Consider the following 18,141-nt stretch of genomic DNA (forward strand, 5'->3'; position numbering starts at 1 on the left):
CATGAAAAACGCTGTTTCTCAATTTGCTTTTTTTGGCGGACCGCAGCTCTTTATGGAGCCTAAACCGACCTCGGACCTCCACCGTCCAAACGAAGACCGGTTTTTCTCCTATGCTGACTCCATTTTTGAAACGCGACAGTTCACCAACAACGGTCCCCTTGTTCAGCTTCTGGAAAAACGTCTGGCCGAGCAGCATGGCACAGAGCATTGCGTCTGTTTTTGCAGTGGCTTTTTGACTCTGCTGATGTGCATCCACGCCCTTGCGCTTCCGGGAAAAACAGAAGTTATTCTTCCCTCTGCAACCTATCGCCGCATGGCGGATATTGTCCGCTGGGCAGGACTGACCCCACGCTTCACCGACATTGATTTTGAGACAATGGGCGTGAACCGGGCCTTGTTTGAAACTCAAATCACAGACAAAACGGCCCTGCTGCTTGGCGTTCACCCCATTGTCAACATGAGTGCCGTGACCGAGCTGGAAGAGCTTTCGCGCGACACGGGAATTCCCCTGCTCATGGATTCGGTTGAAGCGGCATATGGGACCATTCATGGGAAAAAAATTGGAAGTTTTGCCAAAGCCGAAGTCTTTTCCATGCACGCCAGCAAGTTCATCAATGCCTTTGAAGGCGGCTACGCCACCACCAATGACGCAGAGCTTGCAGCGCGCCTCAGGGTTATCCGGGCCTTTGGTTTTGAGCAAAAAGATTCCATCTCAGAATTAGGCTGCAACGCCAAGCTCAACGAACTTCATGCGGCAATGGCCCTGTCCTGCATAGACGAACTCGACGAGCAAGTTGCGCATAACAAAGCCATTTTTAACTGCTACAAGAAATTACTGAGCGACCTTCCCCTCTCTCTTGTGAGCTATGACGCAACAGAAAAGCGGACATGGAAAAACATCGTCGTCCGCCTGACTGGTGACTGGGGACTGACCCGTGATGAAATACTCTCAGTGCTTCAGGCAGAAAACATCCTCGCCCGCGCGTACTACACGCCACCACTTCACAAGAAATTCCCAGAGACAGCTTCACTTGAATTTCCTGTGACCGAAGCCGTTACATCCGTAGGATGCGTCCTGCCTTCAGGAGCACATGTTTCCGAGGAAGACGTCGCAAATGTGTCATCAATCCTGCACGATATTTATGCCATGCGAGCACAGCTCAAAGAGGAAATGCGTGATGAAAGACATCGCTAATCTCGCTCTGGCAGGACACGAACCACTTTTTGATTCCATTCTGCCTGTTGGTCAGCTCTACAGCCCCTCAAAAGAACGTTTTCACTCTGTGTTCCACGACCTGTTTGACCGACGATATTACACAAACCACGGTAAACTCGCACAGGAACTGGAGCGCCGTCTGGAAGAACGGCTTGACGTTCGAAACGCCGTTGTGGTGACCAACGCAACCCTTGGCCTCAGTTTGTCCTGCAAGGCACTCGGTCTGCCCCCACAGGGCAAAGTCATTGTGCCAGCCTTCACCTTTGCCGCCACGGTACAGGCCCTGACATGGGCAGGTCTCGAACCTGTTTTTTGCGACATCAGCAACGAAAGTCACAACCTTGATCCCCAAAAAGTTGCAGCGCTGCTGGAACAGCACGACGTGTGCGCCATTCTTGGCGTTCACCTTTGGGGCAACCCCTGCGACATTGAACAGCTCCAGACTCTGGCCGACAGCAAAGGAATTCCCCTCTTCTTTGATGCTGCACACGCTATTGCCTGCCGCTACCACGGCAAACCCATTGGCAACTTTGGCGCATGCGAAGTCTTTTCCTTCCATGCCACCAAAATCATGAACGCCACAGAGGGGGGCTGCATCACCACCAATGATGACGAGCTTGCCGAGCGTCTCCGTAACCTTCGCAGTAGCTATGGACGGCGAAAAAACGTCAAGACACCCATCGACGGCTACGGCCGGTTTTCCGAGGCACAGGCTGCTTTTGGACTGCTGAGTCTCGAAGATCTTTCCCGGCGCTGCGATGAGAATTGCCAAAAGATGGCCCTCTATCACAAAAAGCTGTCCTGCATCCCCGGTATTCATTGTATTTCCCCTGCCCCAGAGGAAAACATGAACTATCAGTATGTAGTTTTGGAAATTGACGAAAAAGAATTTGGCCTGAGCCGTGACGCCCTGCAAAAACTCCTCGAAGCAGAAAACGTCATCGCTCGCCGCTATTTTGTTCCGGGAATGCACCACTGCCCCCCGTACGAAACGCTTTTCCCAGAATTTGCCACGGCGCTTCCTGTTACTGATGCCCTGTGCACCAAAGTGCTCCAGCTTCCTTCGGGTGCCCCTGTCAGCATGGACGCCGTCTCTCGAATTTGTGAATGCATTGCGTTTGTTCAGGCCAACTCCGCAGATATCAAAAGGACGTATTTCGCATGATTCTTGGAATAATGCAGCCCTATTTCTTCCCCTACCTCGGGTACTTTGACCTCATATCCCGCTGTGATTCCTGGGTTGTGTTTGATAGCTGCCAGTACACCCCCCGTTCGTGGATGACTCGCAACCGTATTGCTCATCCAACAAAGGACTGGATGTATTTTCGCTGCGATGTCCACGGCTCTCAGCATATGGCAATCTCCGAGGTGGAGCTTGCAGACCCAGACAAGACCCGGCGCACCCTGCTTGGTCAGCTCACCCAGTACAAAAAAAGCGCTCCGTTCTACAGGGACGTGATTGAACTGGTCAAAACAAGCTTTGAATCGCTTCCATCCCCCTCGCTGACAGACATGAACGTCAGTGCCATGGCTGCGGTTTGCGCCTATCTGGGAATCCACTTTGCTCCTGTTATCGCATCGCAGGCAAACTTTGAGCTGCCGCCTGTCTGCCATCCGGGACAGTGGGCGCTGGAAATCAGCAGCGTGCTTCATGCGGACATGTACATCAACCCGCCAGGAGGCAAAGACCTCTTTCGCCCCGAGGAATTTTCAGAACGCGGCATCGGCCTTGCGTTTACCAGGGTGCCCGATTTTGAATATGATCCCGCACCATTCACCTTTGTTCCCAGCCTCTCTATTCTGGATGTGCTTATGTGGAACAGCCCGGAACAGGTCCGTGCGCAACTTGGAAAAGATGAACTTGATATCGCATAAAAAATCCCCCTCTCGCGTTCCAGCCAGAGGGGGACTCTCTTTTGCCTCAAAAAAAAATCAACTTTCATTTCGTACAGTCACGTCCGGCAGAAGCTTCACCATCTTGACTTCCCCACAAGCGATGCCTAGTTTCTCCCCATGCGATTTTTGACCCGTCCATATTTCCTGCCTTTTCATGCGGCCATTATTGTTCCTCGCCGCATCAAGACTGCTGTCTGACCTCACTGGCACAGCTCTCTCAGGAGAGGTGCGCCCTTTTTCCAAAAAAACTGACTGAATTCATTTTGCGCTCACAGCGAGCGTTCCCCTTTTCTTTTGGAGAAAAACAATGAGAAAAAATCCTTTCAACAGCCCTTTTGAGGGCTACGAAATTCGACAGCACATACAGAACAAGAACATTCAGGCTGGACGGCACAGCTATTATTCCGGCTATTACCACGGGCATCACTTTGAGGACTGCGCACGCTACCTCAGCCCGGACCGGACAGACGTTGACCAGCTCAAAATTGGTGCGTTTTGCTCCATTGGCTCTGGTGTGAGCTTTATCATGGCAGGAAATCAGGGACACAGGATGGACTGGGCCAGCACCTTTCCCTTTCACTACATGCCAGAATTCAGCGAAGCTCCTGACGGTTTTGCCCGCAAGGGTGACACAGTCATAGGCAATGATGTCTGGATTGGGACCGAGGCTATGATTATGCCCGGCGTTCACATTGGGAATGGTGCCGTAATCGGTGCACGAGCCGTTGTCACCAAAGACGTGGACGACTACTCCATTGTGGGAGGTTTTCCTGCCAAGCATATCCGCTATCGCTTTTCCGAAGAGGAACGGACCATGCTTCTGGAACTCAAATGGTGGGACTGGCCTGATGAAAAAATCACCGCCAAGCTCGACATGCTGAGTAGCGGCGACATAAAAGCGCTTTACAACTCCGAAAACTAAAAAAAGGCCCTGCATTTTTTGCGGGGCCTTTCTTCTTTTTCAGTGACTTAGCCTACGCAAAGGCTTTCTGGCATTTTTCCGCTCTTGCCAGACGCCATTCACGACTTATTTTTCCTCTTTGGCAAAATAAAAAACAGAAAATCAAGGAAATTTGGTGAATATATGAATGCACAGACCGTGCTCCCCAAAGAGGCACACAAGCTCTTTCAGAGCGGTGCAGCTCTCGGTGTTGATGTTCGCACTGTGAGCGAAGTCAAAGGGGAATTCATTGCAGACAGTGTGTTCCTTCCTCAGGATATTTTTTCTGAACAGCGTCTTTCCGCACTTCTAGAGGAAGGACAGGATGTTATTCTGATCTGCCGAAGTGACAACCGGGCCACTCAGATTGCTGAACGCTTCGCAGCCCAGCTCCCAAAGCTCAAGGTTCTCAAGGGCGGCATCGTGGCATGGAAGAAAGATGGCCTTCCCATCAGCGCAGGGTGTGCAAGCGGCATCCCAATGGAGCGTCAGGTTCTGATTAGCGCAGGCTCCCTCGTTCTTCTTGGACTGCTTTTGTCCAAGGTCATTGCCCCTGAATTTGTTGGTGTAAGCGCCTTTGTTGGTGCAGGACTTATTTTTGCCGGAGTTACTGGCTTTTGTGGCATGGCAAAAATACTGGGCAAAATGCCGTGGAACACCAAAAACAACTCCTGCTCTCTCAGCCGTTAAAAAGCCCCTTATCAGATCATTCCTTGAGCTGCCTCATAACGAGGCAGCTTTTTTTTGCGCTTTGCCCATAAAAAAACGCTGTGAAACCTCTTCCCAGGTTTCACAGCGTTCGCCATACGGCTCATCTCGGACACAAGACTATTTCACACAGTCCCCAAGACGGTCCTGTGCAATTTTTTTCAGTTTCAGGAACACGGCATCATCGAGCTGCTTCGCCTCAATGCCATACTCCCGACCAAGATATTCATACTTGGGCTGTCCCATGCGGTGATACTGCAATGGCTCGTATTCCACATTCGGGACGTTCTCCTCAAGAAAATCCACAATGGCGTTCATGTCTTCTTCCGTATCATTGAAGCCCGGAATCACAGGGGTGCGGACACGGATATGCAGGTCCGGGAAATCGGCCCGCAAGCTTTTCAGGTTCTCCATAACCCGCTCGCACGACTGCCCTGTAAATTCCTTATGCTTTTCAGCATCCACACTCTTGATGTCAAAAAGGACATGGTTCAGATACTCTGCGGCGGCTTTCAGGGTCTCATAGTCCACAAAGCCACAGGTCTCTATCGCCGTTTTAATTCGGCGAGTTCTGGCCTCGCGCAGAAGCGCCAGAGCAAAGTCCCGCTGTGCCAGCGGTTCACCACCAGACAGCGTCAGACCGCCGCCGGAACGTGCATAGAAAATACTGTCTTCTTCCACACGCTTGAGCACTTCATCAACACTCATGGTCCTGCCATACACATTCAGCGCCTGCGCCGGACATGCATCAGCACAATGCATCTGGTCCAGACACAGCTCCCTGTTGACCGAAATTTTGTTGTCTGCCGTTGTCGACAGCGCACCCGCAGTACAGACCTCGAGGCATCGAACACATTTGTCGACTCCCAGGCACTTGTTGGGGTTATATGCCAGTTCAGGCTTAAAAGACTGAGACTCAGGGTTACTACACCAGCGACAGTGCAGGGGGCAGCCTTTCATAAAAACGATGGTCCTGATTCCCGGTCCATCATGAACAGAATATTTCTGGACGTTGAAAACGGTTCCCGTTGTTTTCCTGTCAATCAAACTCATCGTTGTTCACCTTCATCATTCACGCCAGTTTTCTGGCTGCTAAGGGTCTAGTTTCCCACTCACTCCGTTCCCGGAGTCCCCACCTTTTCGCCTCAAGAAAAAAATGAGTTCCTGGAATGCCCCCACTCCCTGTTTGTGGAAAATGGCGGAGGACCATTTAGCCCTCCGCCAAGAGTGCATATTCGTGATTACACCACGAGCGAACTAAATAGTGTCGTGCTCGGTACGGGCAATCAGGTCATTCTGCAGGTCCTCGGAAAGGTCGACAAAGTATGCAGAGTAACCAGCGATACGAACGATCAGGTTACGGTACTTGTCGGGGTCCTTCTGAGCAGCGATCAGGGTGTCACGGTTGATGACGTTGAACTGCACGTGCCACAGCTTGAGGTCGCAGAAGGTACGGATAAAGGAAACCAGCTTCTCGGTTCCTTCTTCGCCAGCAACGCACTTCGGAGAGAACTTCAGGTTCAGAAGGCGAGCTGCGCGCTCACGGTAGTCGTAGTTCTTGGACTCGTAGTTGGAGACCATGACGGCGGTGGGGCCGTTCACGTCTGCACCGTGAGAAGCAGAAGAACCGTCAGAAAGCGGAGACCATGCCTTACGTCCGTTCGGAGTTGCGGAAACAACCTTGCCGAAAGGTACGTGAGAGGTAAACGGCACCAGACGAAGATCCAGATGCACACCGAGTTCCTTGGCGTACTTGTGCGTAAAGGCAAGACAGGTACGGTCAATTTCCTTGGCGATGGAATCTGCGTAATCGTTGTTGTTGCCGTAGCAAGGAACGTTCTTCAGCATCATCTGAATGTCTTCCTTGCCCTCGAAGTTGCATTCCAGAGCTTCGATCAGCTCGGCCATGGTGAGCTTCTTCTCTTCGAAGACGAGCTTCTTGATGGCAGACATGGAGTCAACAACGGTACCGTAACCAATGTACTCGAAGTATCCGAGGTTGATGCCGCCGGGAATCTGCGGGGTGTGCAGGTCGAGGCAGTTTTCCATGCAGAGGTCATGCAGGGCAGAACCCATCGGAGCAGCAAAGTGACGGGCACGAAGCTGAATGATCTGATGCTGCTGGATGAATGCGTGACGCAGGAAGTTGGTCTGCTGCTTCTGGTATGCGTTCCAGAACTCTTCCCAGGTCTTGAACTCGCGAGGATCGCCAGTCTCAATGCTCAGGGTCTGGTCGCCGTACTTCTTCATGCTGCCGTTGTAGAGCACCATTTCCAGAGCTGCTGCAAAGTTGATGTATGCGCAGCCAGAGGTGTAGGTGTCGCGGTTAGGCATACGGATTTCAGCACAACCAGAAACAGAGTAATCGTAGATTTCTTCGAAGCTTGCGCCCTTTGCGAGGTGCAGAGGAATAATTTCTTCGTCGTTGATCAGTTTGGGGAAGCCGGAGCCTTCCTTAATGGTCTCTGCGATCTCGTAAAGGAAACGCTCTGGTGCGCGAGCGTGAATACGAGCAGCGAGATCCGGGTAGTGATGCGGGAACTCGCGCTTGGAACGCAGGAACAGGTAGGTCAGTTCGTTCGTGGCGTCACGGCCGTCAGGAGTCTGGCCGCCAACGGTCACAGCTTCCCAGTGAGCGTAGCCTTCGTTGAAAGCGCCGCCAGTGGGGGAAATGTACAGGTCAATGTACTGAGCCATGCTCACGTACACGCACTCGATCAGCTCAATGGCCTTGTTGTCGTCCAGAATGCCTGCTTCCACGTCTGCCTTGTAGAAGGGATACAGGTACTGGTCCATACGGCCGTTGGAGATGATGGTACCGGTCTTCTGCTCCAGACGAGAGAACATCTGGGTGAACCACTGAGACTGCACAGCCTCGTGGAAGGTACGGGCCGGGTGCTCAGGAACACGAGCGCAGATCTCAGAAATGGTCTCCAGTTCCTTTTTGCGGACCGGATCGCTTTCGTTCTCGGCCATCTCGGCAGCGAGCACGGAATGACGCTTTGCCCAGGTGATGATGGCTTCGCACACGATGACGATAGCTTCGAGGAAAGGCTTCTTCTCGGTGTTGTCCACCGGGCTGCACGGATCAAGAGCAGCAAGCTTTTCTTCTGCTTCTTTCTTGAGGCCACCAAAGCCGCGCTTCAGAACCTTTTCGTAGTCGTGCACCCACTGGAGGGAAGAACGGAAAGAAGAGGTTTCGTTCACGATGAAGCGGGACATCAGTCCATCAGGATCATCATAGGTCAGCTTGTGGGTATCAGCTGGCAGGTGAATGTTGAGATCTTCGTGGTAGGTTTTGCCAACCCAGTACGGAGCGATCTCTTCAACAACCACGCGAGCGTCTTCTTCTGAAATGGAGAAAGGAGACTTTTCACGCTTGGGGAGCTGCTCAATGGCCTGACCAAGGAAGTCACCGTCGAGTTCGGGGTACAGGACGCCATAACGGCCCTGACAACCGCCGCGACCAGCAATAAGCTGCTTGTCGTCGATGTAAACGGTGATGTTCTCAGCAACGTTTTTCAAGGCTTTTGCCCAGCGCAGAACGAGCATTTCGCCTTCGGTCTGACGCATGGATTCGGTGAAATATTTTGCGCGCTCAATGTCGATGATCGGGCGCTGATTCTCGATGGTCTCAAGAATTTCGAAGACACGCTCGTGGTTCTTGCGGAAACGGTCTTCCTTACCAGCAATACGGTCCTGGATTCTCTGCTCATGGGGAGACAGAACGTTGCAGCATTCCATTTTAATGCTCCTTTGTTATTTCAACCTGAAAGTTTTCACTATGTATGGAGATAGATTTCTCTATTGATCCCAAATACTTTTTCCAAATGGGGGAACTTTTCTCTTGGGCCTGAATCATAGCGTTTTGCTATAGTTCTAAAGGGAAGCCCTGTTCCCCCTTCCCTCACACTATCGAGTCAAAAAGAGCGACAGTTCGGGGACATATGTAACGAGGAGCAGTACCACCAGCATGATCCCAAGCAGCGGGAACACAACCTTGGAGAGCTTCTCGATTTTGACCTTGGCAACACCACTTGCAACGAAGAGGTTGACGCCGACCGGCGGAGTGACAAAGCCCAGTGCGAGGTTAACCACCATCACGATACCGAAGTGAACCGGGTCAACACCGACCTTGGTCACGATGGGCAGCAGAATAGGAGTCAGGATGACAATCGCGGCCAGTGCTTCCATGAATGTACCAATCCAGAGGAGCAGGACGTTGATCATCAGAAGAATAACAATCTTGGAGCTGGTCATACCGAGCATGAACTCTGCAATGCGTGCAGGCACCTGCTCAATGGTCATGACGTTGCCGAAGATGGTTGCCATAGCCATCAGCATGATGACGATGGCCGAGGTGCTACATGCATCCATGAAGCACGGAACAATGTTTTTCAGGTTCAGCTCACGATAGACAAACACACCCACAAAGAGACCGTAGAAGGCAGCAAGAGCCGCAGCTTCGGTGGGGGTCATGATGCCGCCGTAGATGCCACCAAGCACGATGACCGGAACCATCAGGGCCAGCTTGGCATCCCAGAACGCCTTCACAAAGGTCTTGAAATTGCGTTCTTTTTCTTCACCCTTCCAGCCGTTTTTCTTGGAGACAACGTAGCTGAAGAACATCAGCGCGCCACCAGTCAAAAGGCCGGGAACAATGCCGCCAATGAAAAGCTTGCCGATGGAGACCTGAGCCGAGACACCGTACACAACGAAGGGGTTGGACGGAGGAATCATGACGCCGATGGCGCCGGAGCAGGCCACAATGGCCGCAGCAAAATACTTGTCGTAGCCGCGCTCAATCATTGCGGGGATGGTCAAAGAGCCGATAGCAGCAACCGTTGCCGGACCAGAGCCGGAGATTGCAGCAAAGAACATACAGGTGGCGATGGTTGCCAGTGCCATGCCGCCAGGCAGGGAACCGAGCATCTCGTCAGCAAGGTTCAGCAGTCGCTGAGACAGGCCGCCAGCACCCATGAATACACCCGCGGCGATGAAGAACGGGATCGCCATGATCGGGAAGCTGTCGATGGAGGTGAAAGCAATCTGTGCGATGTATTCAATGGGCAGCGTGCCTGCACCGATGATGGTTGCCAGTGCTGCCAAACCAAGGCCAATGGCGATGGGGACGCCGATGACCAGGAAAAGAATGAAATATCCAAAAAGCAGGGCCAGCGCGTTCATGTTGTTAAACAGAATCAGCGGGAGACTAATCAGGCCACAAAGTGCGAAACCAATAAGCGTGTCGAGGAGTCCGGTGACGCGGATCTGTTTGACGAGATCCTGAATGACGCGCAAGGCCATGAGTCCGAAGCCGAAAGGCAAAATCAGGTACGGAATGGAGTACGGCACCTGAAGTGCTGGGGTCGTCTGGGGGAACTGCAGCTGCATCTGAACATGCTGGCTGCCCAAAACGGTGACAGCTCCGGCCAGAACGAGGAAGCAGGCGTCAACCATAATCCAGCTGATATCCTGAAAGCGCTTTGGCAGGCGATCGTAGATGATATCAACGCGGATGTTTGAGCGGTTCTTGATTGCCAGCGGAATAGCGAGGTAACTCATCCAGATAAAGAGGAAGCGAGCCAACTCTTCGGTCCAGACCGCAGCACCTGCGTCAGCAGAGAACTTGGTGACGATGTAGCGGTACGCCGTCTGGAAGGTGATGATGAGGATAACCCCGAGCATTGCGGCAAAGAGAAATGGCTTTTCAAAATTTTCGTCCAGCCATCCCAGGACGCCCATGCGCTTGGTTGTTGAGCCTGTATTCACAGTATTCGACATAAGGAAAACCTTGTTGGGTGCGTTCAGTCTGTGCAGGCAAGTGCCTGCGATTTCACGTTCTCACGGTGTCTCAGGGAAAGCCCTGAATCACGGTACCGGGAGGAGAGATGTTTCGCCCTCCTCCCAGTGGCGATGCTTACTCAGCAGTCTGCTTGACAAGCTCCAGCAGTTCAGCCGGAATTTTGTCTGCAAACATATCCCAGACAGGACGGGTTTTTTCTTCAAGCTCAGCTCTCTGCTCAGGGGTCAGATTGGTGATCTTGATGCCTTTTTCCTCAAATGCCTTCACTGCTTTTGCTTCGAGATCAGCGGTGATGTCGCGCTGATACACAACAGCTTCGTGACCGGCATCCAGCACGACTTTCTGGAGATCAGCAGGCAGAGCTTCAAACTTCTGCTTGTTCATCATCAGAATGTGCATGGAGTAGTTATGCTCAGAATCGATGGCGTATTTCAGCACTTCAGTGTGCTTTGCATCGTTCAGCAGGGAGAAGGTATTGCCTTCGCCGTCAACGGTGCCCTGCTGGAGCGCGGTGTAGGTTTCACCCCAAGCAATAGGAGTCGGGTTCATGCCGAGAGCCTTTGCAACCTCAACCTCTACAGGAGAAGCCGTGGTGCGGACCTTGAGACCCTTGAGGTCAGCAGGGCCAGCAATGGGACGCTTGGTGGAAACAAAATTTCGGTAACCATACTCAGAGTACATGATGGGCTTGAGGCCAATTTCTGCGGCCACGCCTTCGAGGTACTTGCCCAGATCGCCTTCATCCAGAGCCTTGTACAGCTTCTGCTGATGCTCGGGGTTGGTGGCGTAGGGAAGGTCAAACACCATGTACTTGGGGGAGAAGTTGGCCATGTTCGGGGAAGAACAGGAAGCCAGTTCAAGAGTGCCTTTCTGGACAGACTCCATGGTGACTCGGTCAGAACCGAGCATACAGTTGCCATAGAGCTGAACAGCGATGCGACCGTTAGATTTGGCTTCGACAAGTTCTTTGAACTTTTCGTAACCAAGGGTGACGTTGTTGCCAGGTGCCATCGGGTGGCCAAGGCGAAGGGTGATTTTCTTGTCTGCGGAATCTTTTCCGCCATCATCATTACACGCCGCCAGCCCAAGGGTCATAATGCCCAAAGTGATCGCAACGAGTATCTTTCCAAAAAGCTTCATCTTTCTACCTCCAAAAATTACCTAAGCACGGACCATTCTCGAAATTTGCCCGAAGTCACTCTCTCTTGAGCAAGTTCGGTACCAGACTTGGGGGCTTCGGGAAAAAAATCCCAATCTCCCCACAAAAAAAAGAGCGAAGCCACGCAGAACAGCTTCGCCCAAACACTCGCGCCATACGCCACAGCCCAGTGGAAGCACAAAGCAAAGTTCGCCGTATGACTGGAGAACCCTACCGTTTCAGACTCCACAACACAGGAATTGTACTGTTCTGGCATTTTTGCGACTGAGGAAAAGAACATAGCATATTTTTGCTCAAAGCCCGACCATTCCCCAATTCCGCACGTGAAAAAGATCGCGAATCAACGCTCAGAATCGCAGATTTACCATGTGAATAATGGCACATTTGCGACCCCCTCACCCTACTTTTTAATTATCTTATTGATTTTATTGAATTTAATTAACACTTCCCTACCTGTCGCAAAATTGCTACAGTCGCATTTCTGCAACACGATTTCAGACTAAAGCACTCTGATTTGTATAAAAATACAATATTTTCAACATATTATGTAAGCACCCTAACAAGGGGGACCCCATCTCAACTCTGCACCAGAGAGCACAAGCAGTCTCACTTTTGCCCATTTGTTCACATTCACAGGGCACAAAAAAAACGGACACCCACGTGGGTGCCCGTTTCGAGGAGAGGATACCTCTATCACACAACAAGGGGATTTTCCCCCCTTGTTTTATGCACAGGAAACGATGCTCTTAGTCTTCGTATCCCAGAAGACGCGCGGCATTGCCGTACATCACTTTCTCAAGGACATCAGCATTAAAGGCCATCTTTTCGTACTTCTCAATAGCCTCATGATAGTCCACAAAAGGATGTGCGCTTGCGAACATAAGCTTCTCAGGGATCAGGGTATTGGCAGCCTGAACATAGGCTTCTGCCTGAGGCCAGAACTCATATTCGGAAATCTCAAGGTAAACATTGGGGTTACGCTGGGCAACAATAATTGCCTCGTTCACCCAGGGGTAGCCGCCGTGGCTCATGATGATCTTGAGTTCCGGGAAATCACGGGCAACAAAGTCAATGTATCTGGGGGCAACGTGGTCAATCACGGCTTCCGGAACAAAGCTGGCGGTACCTGTTGTAAAAATGATCGGAATCCCAAGTTCGCAGCACTTGGAGTACACGGGGTAATACTTGGCATCATTGGCGTAAATCTTTGCGAGATATGGATCAACAGCAGCACCGCGAATGGTTGTATTCTCAGTCACAGCCTTGTCCAGATCGCGAATGGCGTCCATGCCCTTGTGTGGGTCAACGCCCCAGAAACCAACGAATTTTTCGGGGTAGGCATTGCAGAATTCCAGAACGGAACCATTGCCATTTGCCATAGAGCTGTAGGTGCTTTCGCAGTCACGGCCAGTGATGACAGCATGCTTAATGCCCGCCTCATCCATATCTTTCACGATTTCGTCCAGCGGCTGGGACTTGCGCTCATGGAAGTTGATGGATTCGCACAGGTCCTTGAACATTTTACTGTTCTGGATGCCGGAAACTACCTCGTGGGTATTGGGACGAAAACGAAAATCGATAATATTCATGAGAAGGGACTCCTTATCGAGAAAATTTTGCAAAAAGAAATTTTCTCGACATGAGCAAAGCCTGTGCCAAGAGTTACAGCTTTCACAAAGTCGGGACTGTTTTTCTTCGTGACCAGACACCAGAGGCATGTGATTTTTGTTGCATGATTCTTGCTCCACTCATTTTCACCAACTCGAATGGCCTCCTTCCTTTTTTTTCCCTGTTTCGTGCCACAGGGTCTCTCTCACAGGCACCCCTGCATAATGTCGCACTCAACCTTTTACGGCACAAGCGAGCAGTACTATGAGCGAAAATGTCCAGCAGCCAGACCCACTTATCACAAAGAACATTCATGGAATATTTGATGTTCTCAGTGACGGTATTTATATCTCTGACCGGTTCGGAAAAACCCTGACCGTCAACCAGCGTTATGAGAAGCTCACCGGGCTGAGCAAAAAGGAACTCATCAATCGCAATGTGACTGAGCTTGTGAATGATGGTGTCTATGACACAATCCTCAATCCCAAAATTGTTGCCACCGGAAAGTCCTGCACATCCATACAGGTCAATAAAAAGGGACGGCGCCTTGTTCTCACGGGCTACCCTATTTTTGATGATGCAGGGGACGTGAACCTTGTCGTCACTTTTGCCCGCGACATCACTGCCATTGGCGATCTCCGGAACCAGCTCGCCGCAGAAAAACGCCTTGTTGAGCAATACCACGAAAAATTTAAGTCCATCACCGCAGACAATTCTCTTGAGCCTTCCGTCGTTCTGGAAAGCCCCAAAATGAAAGAGCTGGTCACCCTGCTCAAACGAGTTGCCCCCACAGATGCCACCGTACTTCTGCTCGGCGAAACAGGCGTCGGCAAAGACGTTCTGGCCCGCAAAACCCATGAGTTCAGTCTTCGCTCCAGTCGCCCCTTCTTTAAGGTAGACTGTACGACCATCCCTGAAAATCTGATTGAATCTGAACTGTTCGGTTATGCACCGGGAGCGTTTTCTGGAGCGCACTCCAAGGGCAAAATCGGTTTTTTTGAAATGGCAGAAAAGGGAACGCTCTTTCTTGATGAAATAGGCGAGCTTCCTTTGCTCATGCAGGGCAAGCTTCTGCGTGTTCTTCAGGATCAGGAACTCATCCGGGTCGGTGATACCAAGGTGCGCAAGGTCGATGTGCGCATCATTGCAGCCACGAACCGCAACCTTGAAGAAGAAGTCAAAAGCGGCCGTTTCCGAAGCGATCTCTTTTATCGACTCAAGGTCACAGAGGCCAACATACCTCCCCTGCGGGAACGGCATGAAGACGTTCTGCCCCTGGCCCAAATGTTCATTCAGCGCTACTCGCAAAAGTACCGCCGCAATGTTGCGCTTACGCCCGGTGCACAGGAAGCCCTCCGTGCCCACCACTGGCCCGGCAATGTCCGAGAGCTGGAAAACATGATCCAGAGCCTCGTTGTGACCAGCGCCTCTGACATCGTCCAGCCCTATGACCTACCGGAATCCGTAACCCGGCGCAGGACGCAGGCAAATGCAGACGGCAATCTGGAACCCTGCATTGCGCTTGGGGACAATCCCCCGCCGCTTCGGGAAATGGTCAAGGACTTTGAGCGCCAGCTTTTGCAAAAAGCGATTGAAACCTACGGCTCAGTCCCCAAGGTTGCCAAAAAGCTCAAGGTGGACCGCAGCACGATCTTCCGAAAATTACGCTAAAAAAAGCCGCCCCTGCACAGGCAGGAGCGGCTTTCTATTTGGCGTAACGAGAAACACTACACAGCAGGAACGGCCTGGGTACTTGCGGCCTGAGTCTTTCCTTCGAGAGCGTAGAGTTTGACCTGAGCCTGCGCAATAGCAGCATCAAGGTCTTCAAAAAGATTCTCGCCATCAGTAAAGAGACCACCACCGCACTCGCGGATGTTCTGAGCCTTTTCACCGTCAGCGGCCATGACAACCTGAATGCCACTGTCCTTGAGTTTTTCTGTCATTTCGCACAGGGCAAACACAGCAGAAATATCAACAAAAGAAACAGAGATGCAGTTCACCACCAAAATTTTGGTGCCGATCATGGAATCAATTTTGTTCAGCATTCTAAAAGATGTGCCAAAGAAGAATGGTCCATCAATAGAAATCACACGGAGCTTCTGCTCGCTCTGATCCTGAATAGCCTTTTCCTTGTTCAGCTGATTCGGGCAGGCATCTTCACCAGAGATGCTCACGCTAGCCTGACGGGTAATCCGCCATGTGAGCAGCAGGCAGGCCAGAGCCACGCCAGCACCAACAGCAACAATAAGGTCAACAAAAACAGTGATGGCGAACACGGCAAACATAACCAGCAGGTCCTGCTTGGGTGCACGCTTCACAAGGCGAAGCAGGCGGTAGTCCAAAATATCAACGCCGACTTTCACCAGAATGCCAGACAGAACAGGCATCGGGATGTGCGAGGTCAGCGGGCCGAGTCCGAGTAACACAGCCACGAGGAACAGGGCGTGAATAACACCAGACAGACGGCCAGTACCACCAGCCTTGACGTTAACGACGGTACGCATGGTTGCGCCAGCGCCGGGAAGACCACCGACAAAACCGGCAATCATGTTACCAATACCCTGACCAATCAGCTCACGGTTAGAATTGTGCTGAGTCTTGGTAATGGAGTCTGCAACGATGGAAGTCAGCAGCGTATCAATGGTACCCAGAATACTCAGGGCAAAACCAAGGGCCAAGATACGGCCAATGTGCTGAATTTCCACGCTAGGAATGTGAAGCTCGGGAAGCGAATTGGGGATGGAACCAATTGTCGGCACATCAAGCTTCAGGAAAAAGGCTGCAAGGCTCATTGTGACAAGGGCAATAAGTGGCGAGGGAAGAACCCGGGTCACTTTGGGCGGTACAAAAAAGACGATAAGCATTGTCGCGACAGCGAGGCCAAGGCTGGCCATGTCGCAGTTGGCCAGAGTTTCTGGCACTGCGGCAAGAGCTAAAATGGGGGAACTGGCAGAGGCACAACCCATCAGCGGCTGAATCTGAAGCAGGATGATGATGACACCGATGCCATTCATAAATCCAGAAATGACCGGATACGGCATGTACCGGACAAATCCACCGAGCTTCACACAACCAAAGAGAATCTGGAGAGCGCCACACAGCACAACCACGAGGCAGACCGAGGAGAAATCACCCGGAAAAGCAACCACAGCGGAGGCCATGACCACAGTCATCGGGCCAGTGGGACCAGAGACCTGTGTTTTTGTTCCACCAAAGATAGACGCAAAAAAGCCAAGGGCAATTGCGCCATAAAGGCCCGCAGCAGCGCCCGCGCCACTGGCAACGCCAAATGCCAGTGCGAGAGGAAGCGCAATGATGCCAGCGGTGAGTCCACCAAAGACATCGCCACGGACCGAGTTCAGAGAAAAGCTCCTGTTCATTTGAGTAAACCGTTTTTGTTAAACAATTGCGGACCGCGAAATGCGATTCGCTGACTGGAAAGCATCGCCCCTGCCGCTCTTTATGAAAGAACAGTTCTCTGTGTATGCAGCAGGTCCATCCAAAACAGATGCTTTCGCCAAAGAAATTCCAGAATGAGCACCAGAGGCTATTTTTCGCCATAAGCGGCCAAAATTTCGCAGTATTTTGCTCATAGCAGCGCTCAGTTCTTGGAACTCACTTTCTTAAGTATGAACAGCCCCTTAGGAGTTCCCCCTCTTCCCTGTCAAGGGATGGACCATGATATTTTCCTCACAAGCTCTGGCATCCTTGAATTTTTCACCTTGTCGCGACTTGCCATGACGCCCCAAGTCGTCCTATCCAATAAAAAGACATTAACATTGAGAAATTGCTGAGTTTCTCAACTCTTCATGCCTTCATCTTCTTCCGTCTCTTCCAGAACCTCTCAGGACACATCAGAATGGATATTCTCATCTCATACAGTAAAGTTGCTCCAATTGTTCTTATTATTGCGGCCCTTGCATGGCTCTTATACAAGCTTCGGGACCGTACCCCGCGCGAGCTTTTTCCCCGTCAAAAGAAAAAAGCAGCGAGTTCCCGGCGTGAGAGAAAACTTCCAAGCACTCCAAGTTCGGTTATATGCTCGGAGCACTATCTCGCCCGTATTCAGGACGTCTGGACGCACAGGGACGACGCACCAAGCAAAGAGCTTTCTGGAGCGCGAGGCGAAGCCGCAAGCATGCAAAGCCTTGAGCACTGCTCTCACTGCGCGGTGTACTGGAACATCGGAGTCCGCCACCCAACAGAGCGCATTGCCTGCGAAATCGATCATCTTGTGGTCAGCCCTCAGCGCATTTATCTGATAGAAACAAAAAGCTACGCCGGAGACTGGGAGCCAGCAGACGGCGAGCCTTCGACCCAGCCGAAGCGCTGGCAGCGCACAACAGAACATGGCACCCGGACGGTCACCAGTCCCCTTGAACAGGTTTTGCGAGACGTACGCATTTTGTCAGCAGTTATCGAATCAATGGGCCTGACTCTTCCCATCGTGCCCATTGTATGTTTTGCTGGCAGTTGCCGACTCAAAAACATCCATGACAAACGGGTGGTTCTTCTGCCAGAACGCCAGATTGCCAAGCTCATCAATTCCTATGAAGAACGAAAGCATGGCCCGGCAAATCAGGACGCGGGAACATTTTTGCGCGCTCTGTCCGAACTGAACTTCTGGCCAGAATTTTATGACCCAGCCCTGATTGATGCGCTGGTCGACGTCAAATTTACTGCGCCCCACCCACGACAAAAAAATATGCAAAGCAGAGGACATCATGGCCAGCAGCTTCATCACTAAATTTTTTCGGCAACGCGACGCCCAGCACCTGAGCACAAAAGCCGTCCCAAACCAACCCTTT

13 protein-coding genes are annotated in these 18,141 nt (G+C 51.6%); 7 read left to right on the forward strand and 6 right to left on the reverse strand.

All coding sequences use genetic code 11. The features are described 5' to 3' along the window. Window position 1: 1 nt before the first annotated feature. The 5 genes from B5D23_RS06505 (at window position 2) to B5D23_RS06525 (ending at window position 4,742) form a co-directional block, all read left to right on the forward strand. Window positions 2-1,195, forward strand: coding sequence for a DegT/DnrJ/EryC1/StrS family aminotransferase (locus tag B5D23_RS06505; protein ID WP_078684601.1), 1,194 nt, complete (start codon window positions 2-4; stop codon window positions 1,193-1,195). Then, window positions 1,179-2,381 (forward strand): DegT/DnrJ/EryC1/StrS family aminotransferase, encoded by a 1,203-nt coding sequence (locus tag B5D23_RS06510; protein ID WP_200803631.1) that lies wholly within the window; start codon window positions 1,179-1,181, stop codon window positions 2,379-2,381. The genes B5D23_RS06505 and B5D23_RS06510 overlap by 17 nt, the downstream gene beginning before the upstream one ends. After that, complete coding sequence (locus B5D23_RS06515; RefSeq protein ID WP_078684602.1) at window positions 2,378-3,091, forward strand: WbqC family protein; 714 nt, start codon at window positions 2,378-2,380, stop codon at window positions 3,089-3,091. The genes B5D23_RS06510 and B5D23_RS06515 overlap by 4 nt, the downstream gene beginning before the upstream one ends. A 328-nt stretch (window positions 3,092-3,419) precedes the next feature. Beyond that, the gene (locus B5D23_RS06520) at window positions 3,420-4,034 is read left to right on the forward strand and encodes a CatB-related O-acetyltransferase (RefSeq protein ID WP_078684603.1); all 615 of its coding nucleotides are present in this window, start codon (window positions 3,420-3,422) and stop codon (window positions 4,032-4,034) included. A gap of 162 nt (window positions 4,035-4,196) precedes the next feature. Continuing rightward, window positions 4,197-4,742, forward strand: a complete 546-nt coding sequence (locus B5D23_RS06525) for a rhodanese-like domain-containing protein (RefSeq protein ID WP_078684604.1) — start codon at window positions 4,197-4,199, stop codon at window positions 4,740-4,742. A 138-nt stretch (window positions 4,743-4,880) separates the two neighbouring features. Here B5D23_RS06525 and hpsH read toward each other — a convergent pair whose 3' ends face one another. The 5 genes from hpsH to B5D23_RS06555 all read right to left on the reverse strand — a co-directional run bounded on the left by hpsH (window position 4,881) and on the right by B5D23_RS06555 (window position 13,314). Further along, on the reverse strand, window positions 4,881-5,813 hold the full coding sequence (gene hpsH, locus B5D23_RS06530; RefSeq protein WP_078684605.1) for a (2S)-3-sulfopropanediol dehydratase activating enzyme: 933 nt from the start codon (window positions 5,811-5,813) through the stop codon (window positions 4,881-4,883). Window positions 5,814-6,017: 204 nt separating this feature from the next. Then, the gene (gene hpsG / locus B5D23_RS06535) at window positions 6,018-8,504 is read right to left on the reverse strand and encodes a (2S)-3-sulfopropanediol dehydratase (RefSeq protein ID WP_078684606.1); all 2,487 of its coding nucleotides are present in this window, start codon (window positions 8,502-8,504) and stop codon (window positions 6,018-6,020) included. A gap of 168 nt (window positions 8,505-8,672) precedes the next feature. Continuing rightward, the gene (locus B5D23_RS06540) at window positions 8,673-10,544 is read right to left on the reverse strand and encodes a TRAP transporter large permease (RefSeq protein ID WP_078684607.1); all 1,872 of its coding nucleotides are present in this window, start codon (window positions 10,542-10,544) and stop codon (window positions 8,673-8,675) included. 136 nt (window positions 10,545-10,680) lie between these two features. Then, window positions 10,681-11,661, reverse strand: a complete 981-nt coding sequence (locus tag B5D23_RS06545) for a TRAP transporter substrate-binding protein (RefSeq protein ID WP_200803634.1) — start codon at window positions 11,659-11,661, stop codon at window positions 10,681-10,683. Between the two features lie 810 nt (window positions 11,662-12,471). Next, window positions 12,472-13,314: an amidohydrolase family protein gene (locus B5D23_RS06555; RefSeq protein ID WP_078684610.1), complete on the reverse strand. Its 843-nt coding sequence runs from the start codon at window positions 13,312-13,314 to the stop codon at window positions 12,472-12,474. 283 nt (window positions 13,315-13,597) lie between these two features. On the opposite strand from B5D23_RS06555, the gene B5D23_RS06565 reads away from it, so the two are divergent. Beyond that, entirely contained in the window at window positions 13,598-15,004 is a 1,407-nt protein-coding gene (locus B5D23_RS06565; RefSeq protein WP_078684612.1) for a sigma-54 interaction domain-containing protein, read from the forward strand. Between the two features lie 56 nt (window positions 15,005-15,060). On the opposite strand, the gene B5D23_RS06570 is transcribed toward B5D23_RS06565, so the two are convergent. Further along, window positions 15,061-16,713 (reverse strand): SulP family inorganic anion transporter, encoded by a 1,653-nt coding sequence (locus B5D23_RS06570; protein WP_078684613.1) that lies wholly within the window; start codon window positions 16,711-16,713, stop codon window positions 15,061-15,063. Window positions 16,714-17,192: 479 nt separating this feature from the next. Between B5D23_RS06570 and B5D23_RS06575 the strand changes: the two genes are divergently transcribed. After that, window positions 17,193-18,080 (forward strand): nuclease-related domain-containing protein, encoded by an 888-nt coding sequence (locus B5D23_RS06575; RefSeq protein ID WP_078684614.1) that lies wholly within the window; start codon window positions 17,193-17,195, stop codon window positions 18,078-18,080. Window positions 18,081-18,141 lie beyond the last annotated feature (61 nt).

The sequence above is a fragment of the Desulfobaculum bizertense DSM 18034 genome (assembly GCF_900167065.1).
Lineage (GTDB): Bacteria > Desulfobacterota > Desulfovibrionia > Desulfovibrionales > Desulfovibrionaceae > Desulfobaculum > Desulfobaculum bizertense.